The sequence below is a fragment of the Pseudomonas sp. WC1 genome (assembly GCF_050586565.1).
In the GTDB taxonomy this organism is placed as follows: Bacteria; Pseudomonadota; Gammaproteobacteria; order Pseudomonadales; family Pseudomonadaceae; genus Aquipseudomonas.
On the sequence record NZ_JBOBDQ010000050.1, the window covers coordinates 1 to 15502 of the forward strand.

The window sequence follows — 15502 nt, forward strand, 5'->3', positions numbered from 1 at the left end:
CCGTGCCAGTCGCTCGCCACTGCCACACGCCAAGGTGAACCCCAGCGCACCATGCCCCAAGTTCAGCCAAAGGTTGCGATACCGCGTGGCCTCGATGATCGGCACCCCGGTCGGCGTCGCCGGCCGCATCCCAGCCCACTCCACCGCCTGTCCGTAATCAGCGGCCTCCGGCAGGGTCTCGCGGGCCAACCGGCGCATGCTCGCGAGCCTGCCGGCATCCACCGCCTCGTCATAACCGACGATGTCCACCATCGCCGCCACCCGCAGTTGATCCTCCAACCGGGCATAGACAATCTTGCGTTCATAGTCGGTGATGCTCACCTCGGGCGCACGGTGCGTGGCACCGACCGGCGCGGTCAGGCTGTAGCCCTTCAATGGGTAGACCGGCAGGTGCAAGCCGGGCAAGGCCAGGCCGGCGCTACGGTGCCCGGCGCTGAGCACCAGGCGCTGCACCTCCAGCTGTTCACCGCCCAGCTCCAGCGCGGCCACACGATCATCGCGCGCTATCAGCCGGGTCACCGGCCGCCCCAACAGCACCCGGCACTGCCCTGAGGCCTGCAGGCGCTCGGCCAGGCGCAGGCAGAAGCGGTGACAGTCAGCGACCTCTTCATCCGCAGTGAACACGCCGCCCACGAAAGGGGCTTCGGCAAGCGCAGGGTCGAGCTCGCGCAGATCGGCGGCATTGAGGACCCGTTGCGTGTCGGGGTCCAGCAGGTGTTGGCGAGCGTGCTCGAATGCACGCTGTGTTCGAAACGCGACCAGCTTGCCATTGCGGCGCCAGGCGAAGCCATCGAGGCCGTCCTCTTCACGCCAGCGGGCGAGAACGGCCTGGCTTTGCAAGGCCAGATCCAGCAACTGGGCGGCATTGCGGCGATTGACCCGGGTACGGCAGGCCATGACGAAGGCCGCCAGCCAGCGCCACTGCGCGATGTCCAAACGTAGCCGCAGACGTAGCGGCGAATCGCCGCGCAACAGCCAGCCCAGCGCTTGCCATGGCACCCCGGCATCGGCCAGCGGCGCCACGTAGCGATATGACAACTGCCCACCATTGGCGAAGCTGGTCGCGCTGGCCAAGCTATCGCGAGCTTCGACCAGGTCGACCTGCCAGCCTTCGCGCACCAGTGCATAGGCCGTGGCCAGCCCGACCACGCCGCCTCCGATCACCGTCACCCGCTCCATCGGCACATCCCTGCCCGGCCCAGAAAGCCAGACAGTAACAGCAGGTCAGGTCGGGCAGCCAGGCTCGCCGTTATCCAGGCCCTGGCGCACGTTACGGCTGAGCAGGGTCGCCTTGCCATCGCGCCAGGTCAGCGTGAGCACGTACAGGGAGTCGAAATCGTCGCGATGCCAGTCCTCGGTGAGCACCCGGTCTTCGCCCAGGGCCTTGCCGGCCACGGTGTTGATCAGCTCCGGCAGATACCCCCGTGACCAGGCCGTGTAGACCGTCGCATTGCGGTACTTGTCACTGAGCAGTTCATCGGCCAGCGCGGCTGTGTCATTGGCGCCGTAGTCGATGTTGACCGGCAAACCGAGGCGGATGGCGGCGGGGCTGATGGTCATCAGCGGGCGGATATAACTGTAGCGCTCATCCTGGCTGCCCTCCTCGACACCTCGTGAAGGGTTGGCGGCGAAGACGTAGTCGGCATCACCGAAACGCTCGGGCAACAGGGTGGCCAGGTCCAGGGCCCGGTTCAAGCCCTGGCAGTTCAACTGCCCGAGACCCTCGCCGGGTTTCTCGGCGTGACGCAGGAACACCAGGGTCTGGGTCCCGTCGACCGGTTGCGCCCGGCTTTCGACCACATCCAGGGCCAGCGGCACGGCGGCGGCGACGAGCGTCAGGCTCAACAGCAAGTGGCGGCGACGGCGAAGGAAGGCTGGCAGCTTCATACAGGGCGGGCTCTATGTGGCACTGGATATCGGGTTGCCCCGCCACATGTCCCTGTCGTGATTGCCATCCTTGGCAGCGAGTGAGGCTCAGAGTGCCTGCGGCCCGTTTGGTTCCTCCATGACTGCACATACCTTCCTTGGACAATCAGCACCTTAGCGCATCGGTGTTGCTGAAGTATTACAGGCGGTTCAGTCGTCGCGGGTCAGCACTTCCAGCAATTCGATCTCGAACGTAAGGTCCGAATTCGGCGGAATCGCACCGACCGAACGTTCACCATAGCCCAGGTGCGCCGGTACCTGCAGCTTGCGCTTGCCACCCACGCGCATGCCCATCAGGCCCTGGTCCCAGCCCTTGATCACCCGGCCGGTACCGATGACGCACTGAAACGGCTTGCCGCGTGCCCAGGAAGAATCGAATTCACGGCCGTCAGCCAGGGTGCCACGGTACTGGGTGGTGATCAGCGCACCCTTGACCACGGCCTTGCCGTCGCCTTCCTGTAGATCGATGACGTGCAGCTCACTGCTCATGGCAGGTTCCTCGAAGCGGTTTTTCGTGGCCGCCGTTTTCTCAGGAATGCGCAGGTTTGGCAAGACGAGTCGGGTCAGGTGGGGGCGAACTGGTCGAACACCTGTTGACCGGTGAGGTGCCGGGTCTCGTTCTTGAAGCAATACCAGGCGGGCTGTTCGTCGACGAATATCTGCTCGGTGAAGCTCCAGTCACCCTCGCCATCAAGCAGGCCGACCGGTACGACGTACATGTCGCTCTCTTTCAGGCGGTAGAACAGATGCGTGCCGCACTGGCCGCAGAAGCCGCGCTGGGCCCAGGGAGAGGAGTCATAGGCGATGGGGGCCGGGCCTTCGATGGCTGGGGGCTCGGTGCATTGCACTGCCAGCAGCGGGCCGCCGGTCCATTTGCGGCACATGCTGCAATGGCAAGCGCTGACATGGTTATTCTCGAGCGTGACACTCAGTCGGGTTTTGCCGCACAGGCAACTACCTTGCTTTTCCAGTGACATGGCCCGGGCTCCTTGCTGTTGTTCTTGGGGACTTGGAGTATAGGGTCCGGCCGGTCAAGAGCAAGAACGCGCATCAATGGGGCTGGGCGGCCCCGACAACGCCATCGTCAGGCAGCACGCCCAATCGGATAGAACGTACCCCGGCTCCAAACCCCAAGCCATTGCTCCCCCTCGATCTCGCGTGGCACCGCCAGTTCCACCAGCTGGTAGAACACGTTGCGATGGACCAGCGCCTCGAGATTGCCGCGCATCAGCACATAGGGCGAAGGCTCTTGGGTGACCGGATCGAGTTCGACCCGCAGCGGATGGTCCGGCCCGGCCTCGACCTGATCCTCGACGTTGCTGGTGAAGCGCAATACCTGCTGCTCGCCACTGCCCTGCACATCGAGCAGCACAGCCACGAACGGCGCGTCATCCACCGTGATACCGACCTTCTCCACCGGCGTGACCAGGAAGTAGTCGTCGCCATCGCGGCGAATGATGGTGGAGAACAGCCGCACCATGGGCTTGCGGCCAATCTGCGTGCCCAGGTAGTACCAGGTGCCGTCACGCGCGATGCGCATGTCGATGTCGCCGCAGAAATCCGGGTTCCACAGGTGCACCGGGGGCAGCCCCTTGTGCGCGGGGATCTGCGCCAGCAGATCGCTGGCCTTGCCGGAATCGCTCATGACGTGCTCGCTCAGTTGCTCATGCCCAGGAGGCTACGAGCGTACTCGCGCATTGGCGCGGCAAGCAAATCCTGTGGCGTGTTGTCGTGGAACGTCAACAAACCGCCGCGGCTCTTGATCCGCGCCGTATCGATCAGGTAACGGGTGCTGGTCTCGATCAACATCATCTGTACCACGCCACGGTCCCAGCCCAAGCGGTCGACGGCCTGCTCGTCATACCATTCGTCACCGTTGCCGATACGGTCGTCGGTACGGGCGAAACGGGTGTACAGCACGTAATCGGCGCCGACCGAACGGGCCTCGGCGATCGCGTCCTCCAGCCCCAGCGGGCCTTGGGCACGGCGCACCAGCGGGAAGTACTCGACGAAACTCTTGAAGGCCTCCTCGGCCACTGCGTTCTGCCGTGGCACCGGCCCCTTGCCCGGTGGCACGAAGGCGCCCTGGCCGATGAAGATGAACGAGTCCGGCTGCAAGCGGATCGACAGGGTACGGGTGGTGTCGCTGTGATCCAGCAGGCCCGCATCACTCATGTGGTAACGGACGCCCTCGCCCATATCGCTGACATTCATGCAGCCGCCCAACGCCATCAGCGCCAGCAGCAAGACCAGGCTACGCATCTTTCCTCCAGAAACCGGTGACGAAAAACCGGCGAATAGCCGCAGGATGCAGCTTTTGCGCCAGAGTCAGCCGCCGATCACCTTCATCACCATCACATCGCCGGAAAATGCCACATCCTGCTTGTCCGCCAGGGCCTTCACCAGTAGCCGCTGCAATGCCGGAAGCGCTTGATGACGGGGCTTGTCGAGCAGGTCCCCGAGAAAATGACGGTTACTCGACGACAGGCAACCATGCAGCCAGCCGGTGGACGACAGGCGCAGGCGCGAACAACTGCGGCAGAATGGCACGCTCTCGTTGGCGATCACCCCGAAATGACCTTTGCCGGGAATGCGATAGCGCAAGGCCGTGGCATCCAACGGGCGTGGCGCCTGTTCATAGGCATGGGACTGCCCGATCAGCGCCAGCAGTTGCTCCAGGCCTACGAACTGCTGCAGGAAGGCGTTGCCATCACGCGCCAGGTGGCCCATGCGCATCAGCTCGATGAAACGCAGCTCGTAGCCGCGCTCAAGGCAATAGTCGAGCAGCGGCAGCACCTGGTCGAGGTTCTGCCCGCGCATGGGCACCATGTTGACCTTGATCGCCATCCCCGCGTCACTGGCCTGGGCCATGCCCGTCAGCACGCTGGCCAGGTCGCCGCCCCGGGCGATGCGGCGAAAGGCCGTGGCATCGAGGGTGTCGAGCGAGACGTTGAGTCGGCGGATACCTGCGTCGCGCAGCAGCGGGAGCTTGCGGGCGAGCAACTGGCCGTTGGTGGTCAGGCTGATGTCCTCGAGGCCCAGCCCGGCCACCGCGCCGAGGAAGGCCTCCAGACGTGGGCTCACCAGCGGCTCGCCACCGGTGATGCGCAGCCGCTCCACCCCGGCCGCCTCGACCAGGTACGCCACGCCCCGGGCCAGGGCATCCGCCGTGAGCTCGTCCTGCGCCGCCACCAGGCGCTTGCCGTCAGGCACGCAGTAGGTGCAGGCATAGTTGCAGGCAGCAGTCAGGCTGACGCGCAGGTTGCGAAAGCGCCTGCCTTGACGATCGACGATCATGGATGACTCCGGCATGGATGAATCGGGCCGGCAAAACCTGACTCAAAAATCAGGTTTTTGCAAGCCTTCCTGTCGAAGCCTTGAAGCGAGGATGCCTGGCGAAGGTCGACAGGCATCTTGCGAGGGCTTTAGTTCGCGCCTTCCGGATCGCGCTTGCGCTTGTTGCCCATGCGCACGCCGATGTCCATGAGGAACTGGAAGAAGCCTTCCTGGTCCTCGAGCACATTGCTCCAGAACGGCGAGTGATACAGCGCCACGGCGCCATGGACCAAGGCCCAGGCCGCGCAATAATGGAAGTAAGGCGGTACGTCCTCGAGCTTGCCCTCGCTGATGCGCCCCTTGATCAATTGCGTGAGGCGGTCGAAGTTGGAGGCACGGATGCTGTGCAACTGCTCGACCATTTCCGGCACCTGGTTGCCCTTGACCACCTTTTCTTCCAGGCGGTCGAACAGCCGGTAACGCTGCGGGTCACGCATGCGGAACTCGAAGTAGGCGCGCGACAGGGCTTCCTTGTCGCGGTCGACGTCAGCCGAGTGCAGCAGCGCGTTCAGGTCGCGCTCGTAGTCGAGCATCAGGCGCAGGTAGATCTCCGCCTTGGACTTGAAGTGCTTGTAGATCGTGCCTTTGCCGATACCCACGGCGTCGGCGATCATCTCGACGGTGACACTGTCTTCACCTTGTTCGAGAAACAGCTTGAGCGCCGTGTCGAGGATCTCTTGTTCGCGACGGCGAAACTCACGGACCTTGCGAGGTTCTTTCTGCATAAGAAGGACTGGGATGACAATCGAAGCGGATTATTATGCCTAACTGGCGGCAAAATGCACGGATCTTCCAACCATGTCTGTGTTTCTTGATGAGTTCGAGCAGGCGCCGGGCCTGTGTTACCTGAACCACGCGGCAATAGCCCCCTGGCCACGCCGGGCCGCCGAGGCCGTGGCGAGCTTCGCCCGTGACAATGTACGCCTGGGTGCCAGCGCTTATCCGGCCTGGCTGGCCACCGAACGACGCCTGCGCGAACGCCTGGCACGCCTGCTCAATGCCCCCACCAGCGGCGATATCGCCCTGGTGGGCAACACCTCCCAGGCGCTGTCGCTGGTGGCGTTCGGCCTGGACTGGCAGCCCGGCGACCAGGTCGTCATCAGCGACGAGGAGTTCCCCTCCAACCGCGTGGTCTGGCAAGCGCTGGCCAACCATGGCGTCGAGGTCGTTGAGGCGAACCTGGCCGGCGCCGATCCGGAAGCGGCGCTGCTCGCCGCCTGCGGCCCACGGGCGCGACTGCTCTCGGTCAGCGCCGTGCAGTTCGCCAGCGGCTTGCGCTTGGACCTGGCGCGCCTCGGCGTCGCCTGCCGTCAGCGCGGCGTGCTGTTCTGCATAGACGCCATCCAGCAGGTGGGCGCCCTGCCCTTCGATGTACAGCGTTATCAGTGCGACTTCGCCATGGCCGACGGCCACAAGTGGATGCTCGGCCCAGAGGGGCTAGGCGTGTTCTATTGCCGTAGCGAACTGCGCAGGCAGTTGAAACTGCACGCCTACGGCTGGCACATGCTGGAACACCTCGGCGACTTCGAGCGCCGCGAGTGGCAACCGGCACGCAGCGCGCGGCGCTTCGAATGCGGCAGCCCGAACATGCTCGGCGCCTGCGCACTGGAAGCCAGCCTGTCACTGCTGGAAGACGTGGGCATGGCGCTGGTCGCCGAACAGTTGGAACTGCGGGTCGAGCAACTGCATCAAGGTTTACTGGCGATCCCCGGCGTGCAGGTGCACAGCCCTGCTGACCCTTCACGTCGGGCAGGGATAGTCAACTTCAGCATTGACGGCCAGGCCAACGTCGACATTTATCGAGCCCTGAGCAATAACGGGGTAATTTGCGCCCTGCGAGGCCCTGGCGTGCGATTTTCCCCACATTTCTATACTGACCAGCGCCTGATCGACGAAGTACTGTGCCAGATCCGCCAATTGGCAATGCATTGATCGCGCAAGGCGCTGCCTACGTATTCCAAATCTGTTTAAAAAACGATCAGCAGCCGCTGGCAGCACGCCAATCCTGGCCAATACTTGAAGTGTTGGCGCGGCACATCCCCCCCAAGTGGCGCGCCGATAAAGGTGCCCAGGGACCGTGTACCTTTGTTTTACTCCTAATGGTCTTAACCCGGATTCCCCCCCAGAACCCGGGTTTTTTTTGTCCGGGCCTCAAGCTTGGGGGGCTGCGCAGAGGCCTCAGGCCACCCGCGCCAGCGGGAACAAGCGCTTGAAATTCCCCGTGGTCTGCGCGGCCAATTGCTCGTAGCTCACACCGCGCAACGACGCCACGTACTCGGCCACTTCCCGCACATACTGCGGCAGGTTCGGTTTGCCGCGGTGCGGGATGGGCGCCAGGTACGGCGAGTCGGTTTCCACCAGCAGGCGGTCCACCGGCACCTGCCGGGCCACCTCGCGCAGGGCATCGGCATTGCGGAAGGTGACGATGCCGGACAACGAGATGTAATAGCCCAGGTCCAGCGCGGCCTTGGCCATCGGCCAGTCCTCGGTGAAGCAGTGCAGCACGCCGGCCTGGGGCAGGCTGGCCTCGCGCAGCAGCGCCAGGGTGTCCTCACGCGCCGCACGGGTATGCACGATGACCGGCTTGCCGGTCTGCCGGGAGGCTTCCAGGTGCAGGCGGAACGAAGCCTGCTGCAATTCGGCGGCTTCCGGCTCGTAGTGGTAATCCAGGCCCGTTTCGCCAATGGCCACCACGTGCGGGTGGGCCAGTTCACGCAACAGCCACTCCAGGGCCGGCGTCTCACCGGGCGCCAGGTCGAGCGGGTGCACGCCCACCGAGCAATCGACATCGGCGTAACGCTCGCTCAACGCCTTGACCGCACCGGCATTCTCGGCACTGACGCCAATGCACAGGAAATGCCCCACCCCACGCTCGCGGGCCGCCTGCAGGGCGGCGTCGAGGGAACCCTGATGGGCACTGAGATCGAGACGGTCGAGGTGGCAATGGGAATCTACGAGCATGGGAACACGACACACATTAGGAAACGGTGGGAATCAACGCATGCCCGGCAGCTGCACCCAGTGGGCGAGCAACGCTTCGAGCAGCAGTACACGATTGAGGTTGGCCTTGCCCAGCACCTTCTGGCGCTGCTCGAGAATCCACGCCTGGACCTCCAACACCTTGGCCTGACGGCTCTTCTGCGCCAGGTACTGCAACACCTTGCGCATATCGGGCAAGCCTAAACCCTCTTCGTCCTGGGTCAACTGATAACGCAGGATCAGGTGCGACCAGTCGCAGAACCAGTCGAACAGCAGCAACAGGGGCACCGCGTTCCAGGCTTCGGCCAGTTGGGTAGGCGACTGCTGCTGCTTGAGCAGCTTCTTCACCCCCTCGGTAACCAGCGCCCGCTGCTCACGCACGCCCTGGGCCTGCAGGCTGACCGCCATCAGCGGCGAACCCGCGGCCAGGGTCAGCAGCTCTTCGCGCTCCTGCTCATCGCTGCCTTCGAGCGCGCCGGCCAGCCAGGCGCGGCTCTGTTCCAGGCTTGGCTGCGGGCAGGCGACCTGCTGGCAGCGACTCTTGATGGTCGGCAGCAGGCGGCTGGGCTGATGGCTGACCAGCAACAGCACGGTGTCGCCGGAGGGCTCCTCCAGGCTTTTGAGCAAGGCGTTGGAGGCATTGATGTTCATCGCCTCCACCGGCTCGATCAGCACCACCTTGCGCCCACCCTGCTGGGCGGTCTGCACCACGAACGACACCAGTTCACGCACCTGGTCGATCTTGATTGGCTTGTCGGCCTCCTCCGGCTCCAGCACGAAGTTGTCCGGGTGGCTGCCGGCCTTGAGCAACAGGCACGACTTGCACTGGCCGCAGGCATCCAGGCCCTGTGGCTGCTGGCACAACAGCCGCGCCATCAGGCGTTCGGCCAGGGCCCGTTTGCCGATGCCCTGGGGGCCGTGCAGCAGGTAGGCGTGGGCGTGCCGGGCACGCCCGGCCAATTGCAGCCAGAGCGCCTGCTGCCAGGGGTAGGCCTCAGCCACGGCAACGCTCCAGGATGCCCGGCACCAGGGCGTCGATGGCCTGCTGCACCGCGCTCAAGGGCTGCGCGGCGTCCAGCAGGCGATAGCGCTGTGGCTGCTGGCCTGCGCGCTGCAGGTAGGCCTGGCGCACCGCCTCGAAGAAGGCCTGGCCCTCCTGCTCGAAGCGATCCAGCCGGCCACGGGCCGCAGCACGGGCCAGACCGACCTCCACGGGCAAGTCGAAGACCAGGGTGAGGTCCGGGCGCAGCTCGCCCTGCACAAAGCTCTCCAGGATGGCGATGCGCTCTACCGAAAGACCGCGGCCGCCGCCCTGGTAGGCGTAGGTGGCGTCGGTGAACCGATCGCACAGCACCACGGCACCACGGGCCAGCGCCGGGCGGATCACTTCGGCCAGGTGCTGGGCGCGAGCGGCGAACATCAGCAGCAGCTCGGTGTCGACTGCCATGCGCTCCTCGCTCGGCGCCAGCAGCAGTTCGCGGATGCGCTCGGCCAACGGCGTGCCGCCGGGTTCGCGGGTCATGACCACATCGACGCCCTGCTCGCGCAGGCGCGCCGCCAGATACTCACGATTGGTGCTCTTGCCCGCGCCTTCGGGGCCTTCCAGGGTGATAAACAAGCCGCTCACGAGCGTTCCTTAGGGTCTACTGGCACCGACGTATCAGCCGGCGCGGATTCATCGGTGGGGGCCGGCGCGTCGCTTTCAGGTGCGGGCGCAGGGGCCGCGTCAGGAATCGTCTGCGGTTCGGGCGTCGTCGGTTCGGCCTGCGGCGCAGGGCTCGAACGGTAATCCGCCCGCCGCTTGATCTGGAACTCACGCACCGCGCTGTTGTGATCGTCCAGGTCATCGGAGAACACATGGCTGCCGTCGCCACGGGCGACGAAGTACAAACTCGAGCCATCGCTTGGGTTCAGCGCGGCGTGGATTGCCTCGCGCCCGACCATGGCGATCGGCGTCGGCGGCAGACCGGTCATGGTGTAGGTGTTGTAGGGCGTCGGCTCACGCAGGTCGGCGCGGGTGATTTTGCCGTTGTAGCGCTCGCCCATGCCGTAGATCACGGTCGGGTCGGTTTGCAACATCATGCCCAGGCGCATGCGCCGTACGAACACGCCAGCGATCTGCCCACGCTCCTGGGGAATGCCGGTTTCCTTCTCCACCAGCGAGGCCATGATCAGCGCCTGGTACGGGTCGCGATACGGCAGGTCGGTGCTGCGCTCGGCCCACTCCTTGGCCAGCACTTCGTCCAGGCGCATGTAGGCCTGCTGCAACAACTCGACATCGCTCATGCCGCGCACGAAGCGATAGGTGTCAGGGAAGAAACGGCCCTCGGGGAACACGCCGGTATGGCCAAGCTTGTCCATCACCTCGGTATCGGACAGGCCTTCAAGAGTGTGCTTGAGCTTTTCATGCTTCGCCACCGCGGCGCGCACCTGGCGGAAGGTCCAGCCCTCGACCAGGGTGAGGTTGTACTGCACCACATCGCCACGCTTCCAGGCATCGAACAACTGCCCCACGGTCATGCCCGGGGTCAGGCGGTATTCACCGGTGTGCAACGCCGTGCCGGACATGTTGAAACGCCAGTACAGGCGCAGCCACAGCGGGTCATCAAGCAGGCCTTCGCCCTGCATCCGGTAGAACATACGGTTTGGCGTCGTGCCATTGGGCACGTCGAGCATGCGCTCCTGTGCCACTTGCAGCGGCTGCTCCAGGACCGAGTTGACCTTCCAGGCAGCCCAGCCAAGTGCCAGGCCGGCGAGGATCAAGCTCATTTCCAGCAGCAGCAGGAATTTGCGTCTCACGAATCAGGTATCCAGTAACGTACGGGCAACGGCCTGCAGTTTACGGGTGAGCGGCCCTGCCGGCCAGTTCAGCGCGGCGAATTCACGCACGGGCCAGACGCCATAGACACTGTTGCAGAGGAATACTTCGTCAGCCTGCTGCAGCGCCTCGAACGGAAGGTCGCGCACCTGCGTGGGAATCCCCAGCAGCGCGGCCTGTTCCAGCAATGCCGCACGCATCACCCCGGCCACGCCACAACGGCTCAGGTCGGCGGTGAACAGTACGCCATCACGCACCAGGAACAGGTTGCTGTACACCCCTTCGATCACCCGCCCTTGGGCGTCACGCATCAAGCCTTCGGCAAACGCGCTGTCCTGCCATTCGGCACGGGCCAGCACCTGCTCGAGGCGGTTGAGGTGTTTGAGCCCGGCCAGCAGCGGTTGTTCCGCAAGGCGCGTCTCACAGGGGAACAGCCGCACGCCGACCTCGGCATGCTGCGTCGGATAGGCCGGCAAGGGGCCGCCTTGCAGGATACGCCGCGCCTGCGCACCAGCCAGCAGGGCATAGCCGCGCTGGCTGTCGCCGCGGGTCAGGATCAGCTTGGCGACGCCTTCGCTCAGTTGCCGGGCGAATTGCAACAGTTCATTGCGAACCAGCGTCAGGTCGGCCTCGATCGCCAGGCGCTGGCAACCCAGCGCCAGGCGGTCGACATGCTGCGCGAGCAGGCTGGGCCTGCCGCCGCGCACGGCGATGGTCTCGAACAGACCATCGCCGTAGGCCAGGCCACGGTTCTGCAGATTGACCGCAGCCGCGTCCTGGCCATCGACCCAGCTGAGCATCAGCCGGCGAACCGGCGGAACACCAGCGAACCGTTGGTCCCGCCAAAGCCGAAGGAGTTGGACAGCACCACATCGATCGGCATGCTGCGCGCCTGGTGCGGCACGAAGTCCAGGTCGCAACCTTCGTCCGGTTCGTCCAGGTTGATGGTCGGCGGCGCCATCTGGCTGTTGATCGCCAGGACGCTGAAGATCGCCTCTACCGCACCGGCAGCGCCGAGCAGGTGGCCAGTCATCGACTTGGTCGAACTCACTGCCAGCTTGTAGGCATGCTCGCCGAACACCCGCTTGATCGCGGCCACTTCGGCCACGTCGCCAGCCGGCGTCGAGGTGCCGTGGGCGTTGATGTAGCTGACGTCCTCAGGCTGGATGCCAGCATCACGCAGGGCATTGGCCATGCAGCGAGCGGCGCCTTCGCCGGAATCGGGCGGCGAGGTCATGTGGTAGGCGTCACCGCTCATGCCGAAACCGACCAGCTCGGCGTAGATGGTCGCGCCACGAGCCTTGGCATGCTCCAGCTCTTCGAGCACCAGGGCGCCGGCACCATCGGACAGCACAAAGCCGTCACGCCCCTTGTCCCAGGGACGGCTGGCACGGGCCGGCTCGTCGTTGCGGGTGGACAGCGCACGGGAAGCACCGAAGCCGCCCATGCCCAGGCCGCAGGCGGCCATCTCGGCGCCACCGGCGATCATCACGTCGGCTTCGCCGTAGGCGATGTTGCGCGCGGCCATGCCGATGCAGTGGGTGCCTGTGGTGCAGGCAGTGGCGATTGCATAGTTCGGCCCCTGCAGACCCAGGTGGATCGACAGGAAGCCGGAGATCATGTTGATGATCGAGCCCGGCACGAAGAACGGCGAAATCCGCCGCGGCCCCTGCTCATGCAGGGTACGGCTGGTTTCCTCGATGTTGGTCAGCCCGCCGATCCCCGAACCCATGGCCACGCCGATGCGCTCACGGTTGGCATCGGTGACTTCCAGCCCGGCATTGCGCACCGCCTGGAAGCCGGCCGCCAGGCCGTACTGAATGAACAGGTCGAGCTTGCGGGCCTCTTTGGCCGACAGGTACTGCTCGACTTCGAAGCCCTTCACCGAGCCGCCAAAACGGGTGGAGTAGGCAGACAGATCCGTATGCTCGATCGGACCAATGCCACTGCGGCCAGCCAGAATGCCCTGCCAGGTGCTCGGTACATCGGTACCCAGTGGCGACAGCATACCCATACCAGTGACCACGACGCGTCTACGCGACACAGTACTCTCCTCATTTCCAAATAACAGAGTCTCTTGCCAGTGCACTTGCCATGGCGAATGGAATGGCAGCAAACCCCGGCTCTCGCAAAGAAAAAACCGCACGCCGGCAAAGGCAGTGCGGTTTTTCCCGACAAGAAGCGTCGACTACAGCGTCTTAGGCCTGGTGGGCGTTGACGTAGTCGATAGCAGCTTGAACGGTAGTGATCTTCTCGGCTTCTTCGTCAGGGATTTCGGTCTCGAATTCCTCTTCCAGAGCCATCACCAGCTCAACAGTGTCAAGCGAATCGGCACCCAGGTCCTCAACGAAGGAAGATTCGTTCTTGACTTCCTCAGCCTTGACGCCCAGTTGCTCGGCGACGATTTTCTTGACGCGTTCTTCGATGGTGCTCATACCTAGTTTTCACTCCTAATGGACATATGTCAGGCAGCTGGCCGGTGACCAAGTTTATAGGAAGACGCCTGCTTTTCAAGCGTAACGCGCCTTCCACCAAGTCACCGGGCCCTCTGCCCGGAATCTGGTTGCAGCTTTATAACGGATTTTAGGCTCGGAGTATGACTCTTTTTTGAAGCAATCCGTCACATTGAGTTGCGGTTTTACATGTACATCCCGCCGTTCACCGGCACGGTGGCGCCGGTGACATAGGCTGCGCCGTCGGAAGCCAGGAAGGAAACCACTTTCGCGATCTCCTCGGCCTGGCCCAGGCGGCCCAGCGGAATTTCCTTCTGCAGGGCCTCGCGCTGCGCTTCTGGCAGCTCACGGGTCATGTCGGTGTCGATGAAGCCCGGGGTCACCGAGTTGACGGTGATGCCACGCGAGCCCACTTCACGAGCCAGGGCCCGGCTGAAGCCTTCCAGGCCGGCCTTGGCGGCGGCGTAGTTGGCCTGGCCGGCGTTGCCCATGGCACCCACCACCGAACCGATGCTGATGATACGACCCCAACGCGCCTTGGTCATGCCGCGCAGCACGCCCTTGGACAGACGGTAGAGGCTGTTGAGGTTGGTGTCGATCACATCGAACCACTCATCATCCTTCATGCGCAGCATCAGGTTATCGCGGGTGATACCGGCGTTGTTGACCAGGATGGCCGGCGCGCCGAACTGCTCGCCGATGGCGCCCAGCACTGCCTCCACGGACTCGGCACTGGTGACGTTCAGCTCAAGGCCGGTGCCGTTGATGCCGTGCTCCTTCAGGGTGGCGGCGATACGCTCGGCACCAGAAGCGGTGGTGGCGGTACCGATCACGGTTGCGCCCTGGCGGCCCAGCTCGAGGGCGATGGCCTGGCCGATACCACGGCTGGCGCCGGTGACCAGTGCAACTTTACCTTGCAGGCTCATGCAAGCTTCTCCGAATTCAGGCCAGCGCCGCACGGGTGGCGGCGACAGCGTCTGGGGTGTTGAGGTTGTAGGTGGTCACGCCGTCGGCGCAACGCTTGTTCAGGCCAGCCAGGACCTTGCCCGGGCCGCATTCGACCAGGTTCACCGCACCGCGCTCGGCCAGCGCCTGCACGCACTCGACCCAGCGTACCGGCTGGTACAGCTGCGCCAGCAGGTCCTGTTTGAGGGCATCGAGGTCGGCGGCGATGGCTGCGGTGACGTTCTGCACCACCGGTATCTGCGGCGCTTTCCATTCGATGGCATTGACGGCCTCGGCGAAACGCTCGGCGGCCGGCTTCATCAGGGCGCAGTGCGATGGCACGCTGACCGCCAATGGCAGGGCACGCTTGGCGCCCTTGGCCTTGCACAGCTCGATGGCACGATCGACCGCAGCCTTGTTGCCGGCGATGACCACCTGGCCCGGCGAGTTGAAGTTCACCGCGCTGACCACTTCGTCTTCGGCGGCTTCGGCGCAAATCTCGACCACCACGGCGTCGTCCAGGCCAAGGATGGCGGCCATGGCACCATGGCCGGCAGGTACGGCCTCCTGCATCAGTTGGCCACGGCGCTCGACCAGGCGCACGGCATCTTTCAGCGACAGGCTGCCAGCGGCGACCAGGGCGCTGTATTCACCCAGGCTGTGCCCGGCGACGAAAGCCGGCTGCGCGCCACCCTCCTCCAGCCACAGGCGCCACAAGGCGATGGAGGCGGTCAGGATGGCCGGCTGGGTCTTGTCGGTCTGGTTGAGTTGTTCTTCCGGGCCTTCCTGGACCAGTTTCCACAGGTCGTAGCCCAGGGCCTCGGACGCTTCCTTGAAGGTCTCGACGATTACCGGTTTTTCGGCGCCCAGCTCTTTGAGCATGCCCAGCGACTGGGAACCTTGACCAGGAAAGACGAATGCGAGGGATGCAGACATTGAACAAGCCCTTATGATCTTGTCGTCGGATAGGGTGCGCCAGGCCGCGGGCCAGACGCGCAATCTGAAAGCTTGGATGGAGCGGCGGACCAAGCGGTCACATTTAAGC

Annotated in this window: 18 protein-coding genes; 1 reads left to right on the forward strand and 17 read right to left on the reverse strand. The window is 64.5% G+C overall.

All coding sequences use genetic code 11. The features are described from left to right. The 8 genes from ACQ4OD_RS20075 to ACQ4OD_RS20110 all read right to left on the reverse strand — a co-directional run. Positions 1 to 1179, reverse strand: a 1179-nt coding sequence (locus ACQ4OD_RS20075) for a D-amino acid dehydrogenase (protein ID WP_430944816.1), incomplete at its 3' end; no start/stop codon positions are given. Between the two features lie 45 nt (positions 1180 to 1224). Then, the gene (locus ACQ4OD_RS20080; protein WP_023629101.1) at positions 1225 to 1887 is read right to left on the reverse strand and encodes a hypothetical protein; all 663 of its coding nucleotides are present in this window, start codon (positions 1885 to 1887) and stop codon (positions 1225 to 1227) included. A gap of 189 nt (positions 1888 to 2076) precedes the next feature. Continuing rightward, positions 2077 to 2415, reverse strand: a complete 339-nt coding sequence (locus ACQ4OD_RS20085) for an FKBP-type peptidyl-prolyl cis-trans isomerase (protein ID WP_102683576.1) — start codon at positions 2413 to 2415, stop codon at positions 2077 to 2079. Positions 2416 to 2489: 74 nt separating this feature from the next. Further along, a complete protein-coding gene (locus ACQ4OD_RS20090) occupies positions 2490 to 2903 on the reverse strand; it encodes a GFA family protein (RefSeq protein WP_198754895.1) in 414 nt (137 codons plus the stop codon). 107 nt (positions 2904 to 3010) lie between these two features. Then, complete coding sequence (locus tag ACQ4OD_RS20095; protein ID WP_198754894.1) at positions 3011 to 3571, reverse strand: DUF1285 domain-containing protein; 561 nt, start codon at positions 3569 to 3571, stop codon at positions 3011 to 3013. An 11-nt stretch (positions 3572 to 3582) separates the two neighbouring features. Further along, positions 3583 to 4188: a DUF4823 domain-containing protein gene (locus tag ACQ4OD_RS20100; protein ID WP_023629097.1), complete on the reverse strand. Its 606-nt coding sequence runs from the start codon at positions 4186 to 4188 to the stop codon at positions 3583 to 3585. Between the two features lie 66 nt (positions 4189 to 4254). Further along, positions 4255 to 5223 carry a GTP 3',8-cyclase MoaA gene (locus ACQ4OD_RS20105; protein ID WP_102683579.1) on the reverse strand — a complete coding sequence of 323 codons (969 nt, stop codon included), beginning with the start codon at positions 5221 to 5223 and terminating at the stop codon, positions 4255 to 4257. A gap of 128 nt (positions 5224 to 5351) precedes the next feature. Next, on the reverse strand, positions 5352 to 5987 hold the full coding sequence (locus tag ACQ4OD_RS20110; protein WP_023630645.1) for a TetR/AcrR family transcriptional regulator: 636 nt from the start codon (positions 5985 to 5987) through the stop codon (positions 5352 to 5354). 73 nt (positions 5988 to 6060) lie between these two features. On the opposite strand from ACQ4OD_RS20110, the gene ACQ4OD_RS20115 reads away from it, so the two are divergent. Continuing rightward, positions 6061 to 7194, forward strand: coding sequence for an aminotransferase class V-fold PLP-dependent enzyme (locus ACQ4OD_RS20115; protein ID WP_139672616.1), 1134 nt, complete (start codon positions 6061 to 6063; stop codon positions 7192 to 7194). Positions 7195 to 7440: 246 nt separating this feature from the next. Here the strand turns inward: ACQ4OD_RS20115 and ACQ4OD_RS20120 are convergent, their stop codons facing one another. The 9 genes from ACQ4OD_RS20120 to fabD all read right to left on the reverse strand — a co-directional run bounded on the left by ACQ4OD_RS20120 (position 7441) and on the right by fabD (position 15393). After that, entirely contained in the window at positions 7441 to 8223 is a 783-nt protein-coding gene (locus ACQ4OD_RS20120; RefSeq protein WP_102683581.1) for a TatD family hydrolase, read from the reverse strand. Between the two features lie 33 nt (positions 8224 to 8256). Then, on the reverse strand, positions 8257 to 9243 hold the full coding sequence (locus ACQ4OD_RS20125) for a DNA polymerase III subunit delta' (RefSeq protein WP_198754891.1): 987 nt from the start codon (positions 9241 to 9243) through the stop codon (positions 8257 to 8259). After that, positions 9236 to 9868, reverse strand: coding sequence for a dTMP kinase (gene tmk, locus ACQ4OD_RS20130; RefSeq protein WP_139672622.1), 633 nt, complete (start codon positions 9866 to 9868; stop codon positions 9236 to 9238). Before tmk ends, ACQ4OD_RS20125 begins: the two co-directional genes overlap by 8 nt. Then, the gene (gene mltG, locus ACQ4OD_RS20135) at positions 9865 to 11040 is read right to left on the reverse strand and encodes an endolytic transglycosylase MltG (protein WP_430944817.1); all 1176 of its coding nucleotides are present in this window, start codon (positions 11038 to 11040) and stop codon (positions 9865 to 9867) included. Before mltG ends, tmk begins: the two co-directional genes overlap by 4 nt. A gap of 3 nt (positions 11041 to 11043) precedes the next feature. Beyond that, positions 11044 to 11859, reverse strand: coding sequence for an aminodeoxychorismate lyase (pabC, locus tag ACQ4OD_RS20140; RefSeq protein WP_430944818.1), 816 nt, complete (start codon positions 11857 to 11859; stop codon positions 11044 to 11046). Beyond that, positions 11859 to 13103, reverse strand: coding sequence for a beta-ketoacyl-ACP synthase II (gene fabF / locus ACQ4OD_RS20145; protein ID WP_102683587.1), 1245 nt, complete (start codon positions 13101 to 13103; stop codon positions 11859 to 11861). The genes pabC and fabF overlap by 1 nt, the downstream gene beginning before the upstream one ends. Positions 13104 to 13257: 154 nt before the next feature. Further along, positions 13258 to 13494, reverse strand: a complete 237-nt coding sequence (acpP, locus tag ACQ4OD_RS20150) for an acyl carrier protein (protein WP_046856533.1) — start codon at positions 13492 to 13494, stop codon at positions 13258 to 13260. A gap of 203 nt (positions 13495 to 13697) precedes the next feature. After that, positions 13698 to 14438, reverse strand: a complete 741-nt coding sequence (gene fabG / locus ACQ4OD_RS20155; protein ID WP_203647546.1) for a 3-oxoacyl-ACP reductase FabG — start codon at positions 14436 to 14438, stop codon at positions 13698 to 13700. Positions 14439 to 14454: 16 nt separating this feature from the next. Next, positions 14455 to 15393, reverse strand: a complete 939-nt coding sequence (fabD, locus tag ACQ4OD_RS20160; protein WP_139672631.1) for an ACP S-malonyltransferase — start codon at positions 15391 to 15393, stop codon at positions 14455 to 14457. Between the last annotated feature and the right edge of the window lie 109 nt (positions 15394 to 15502).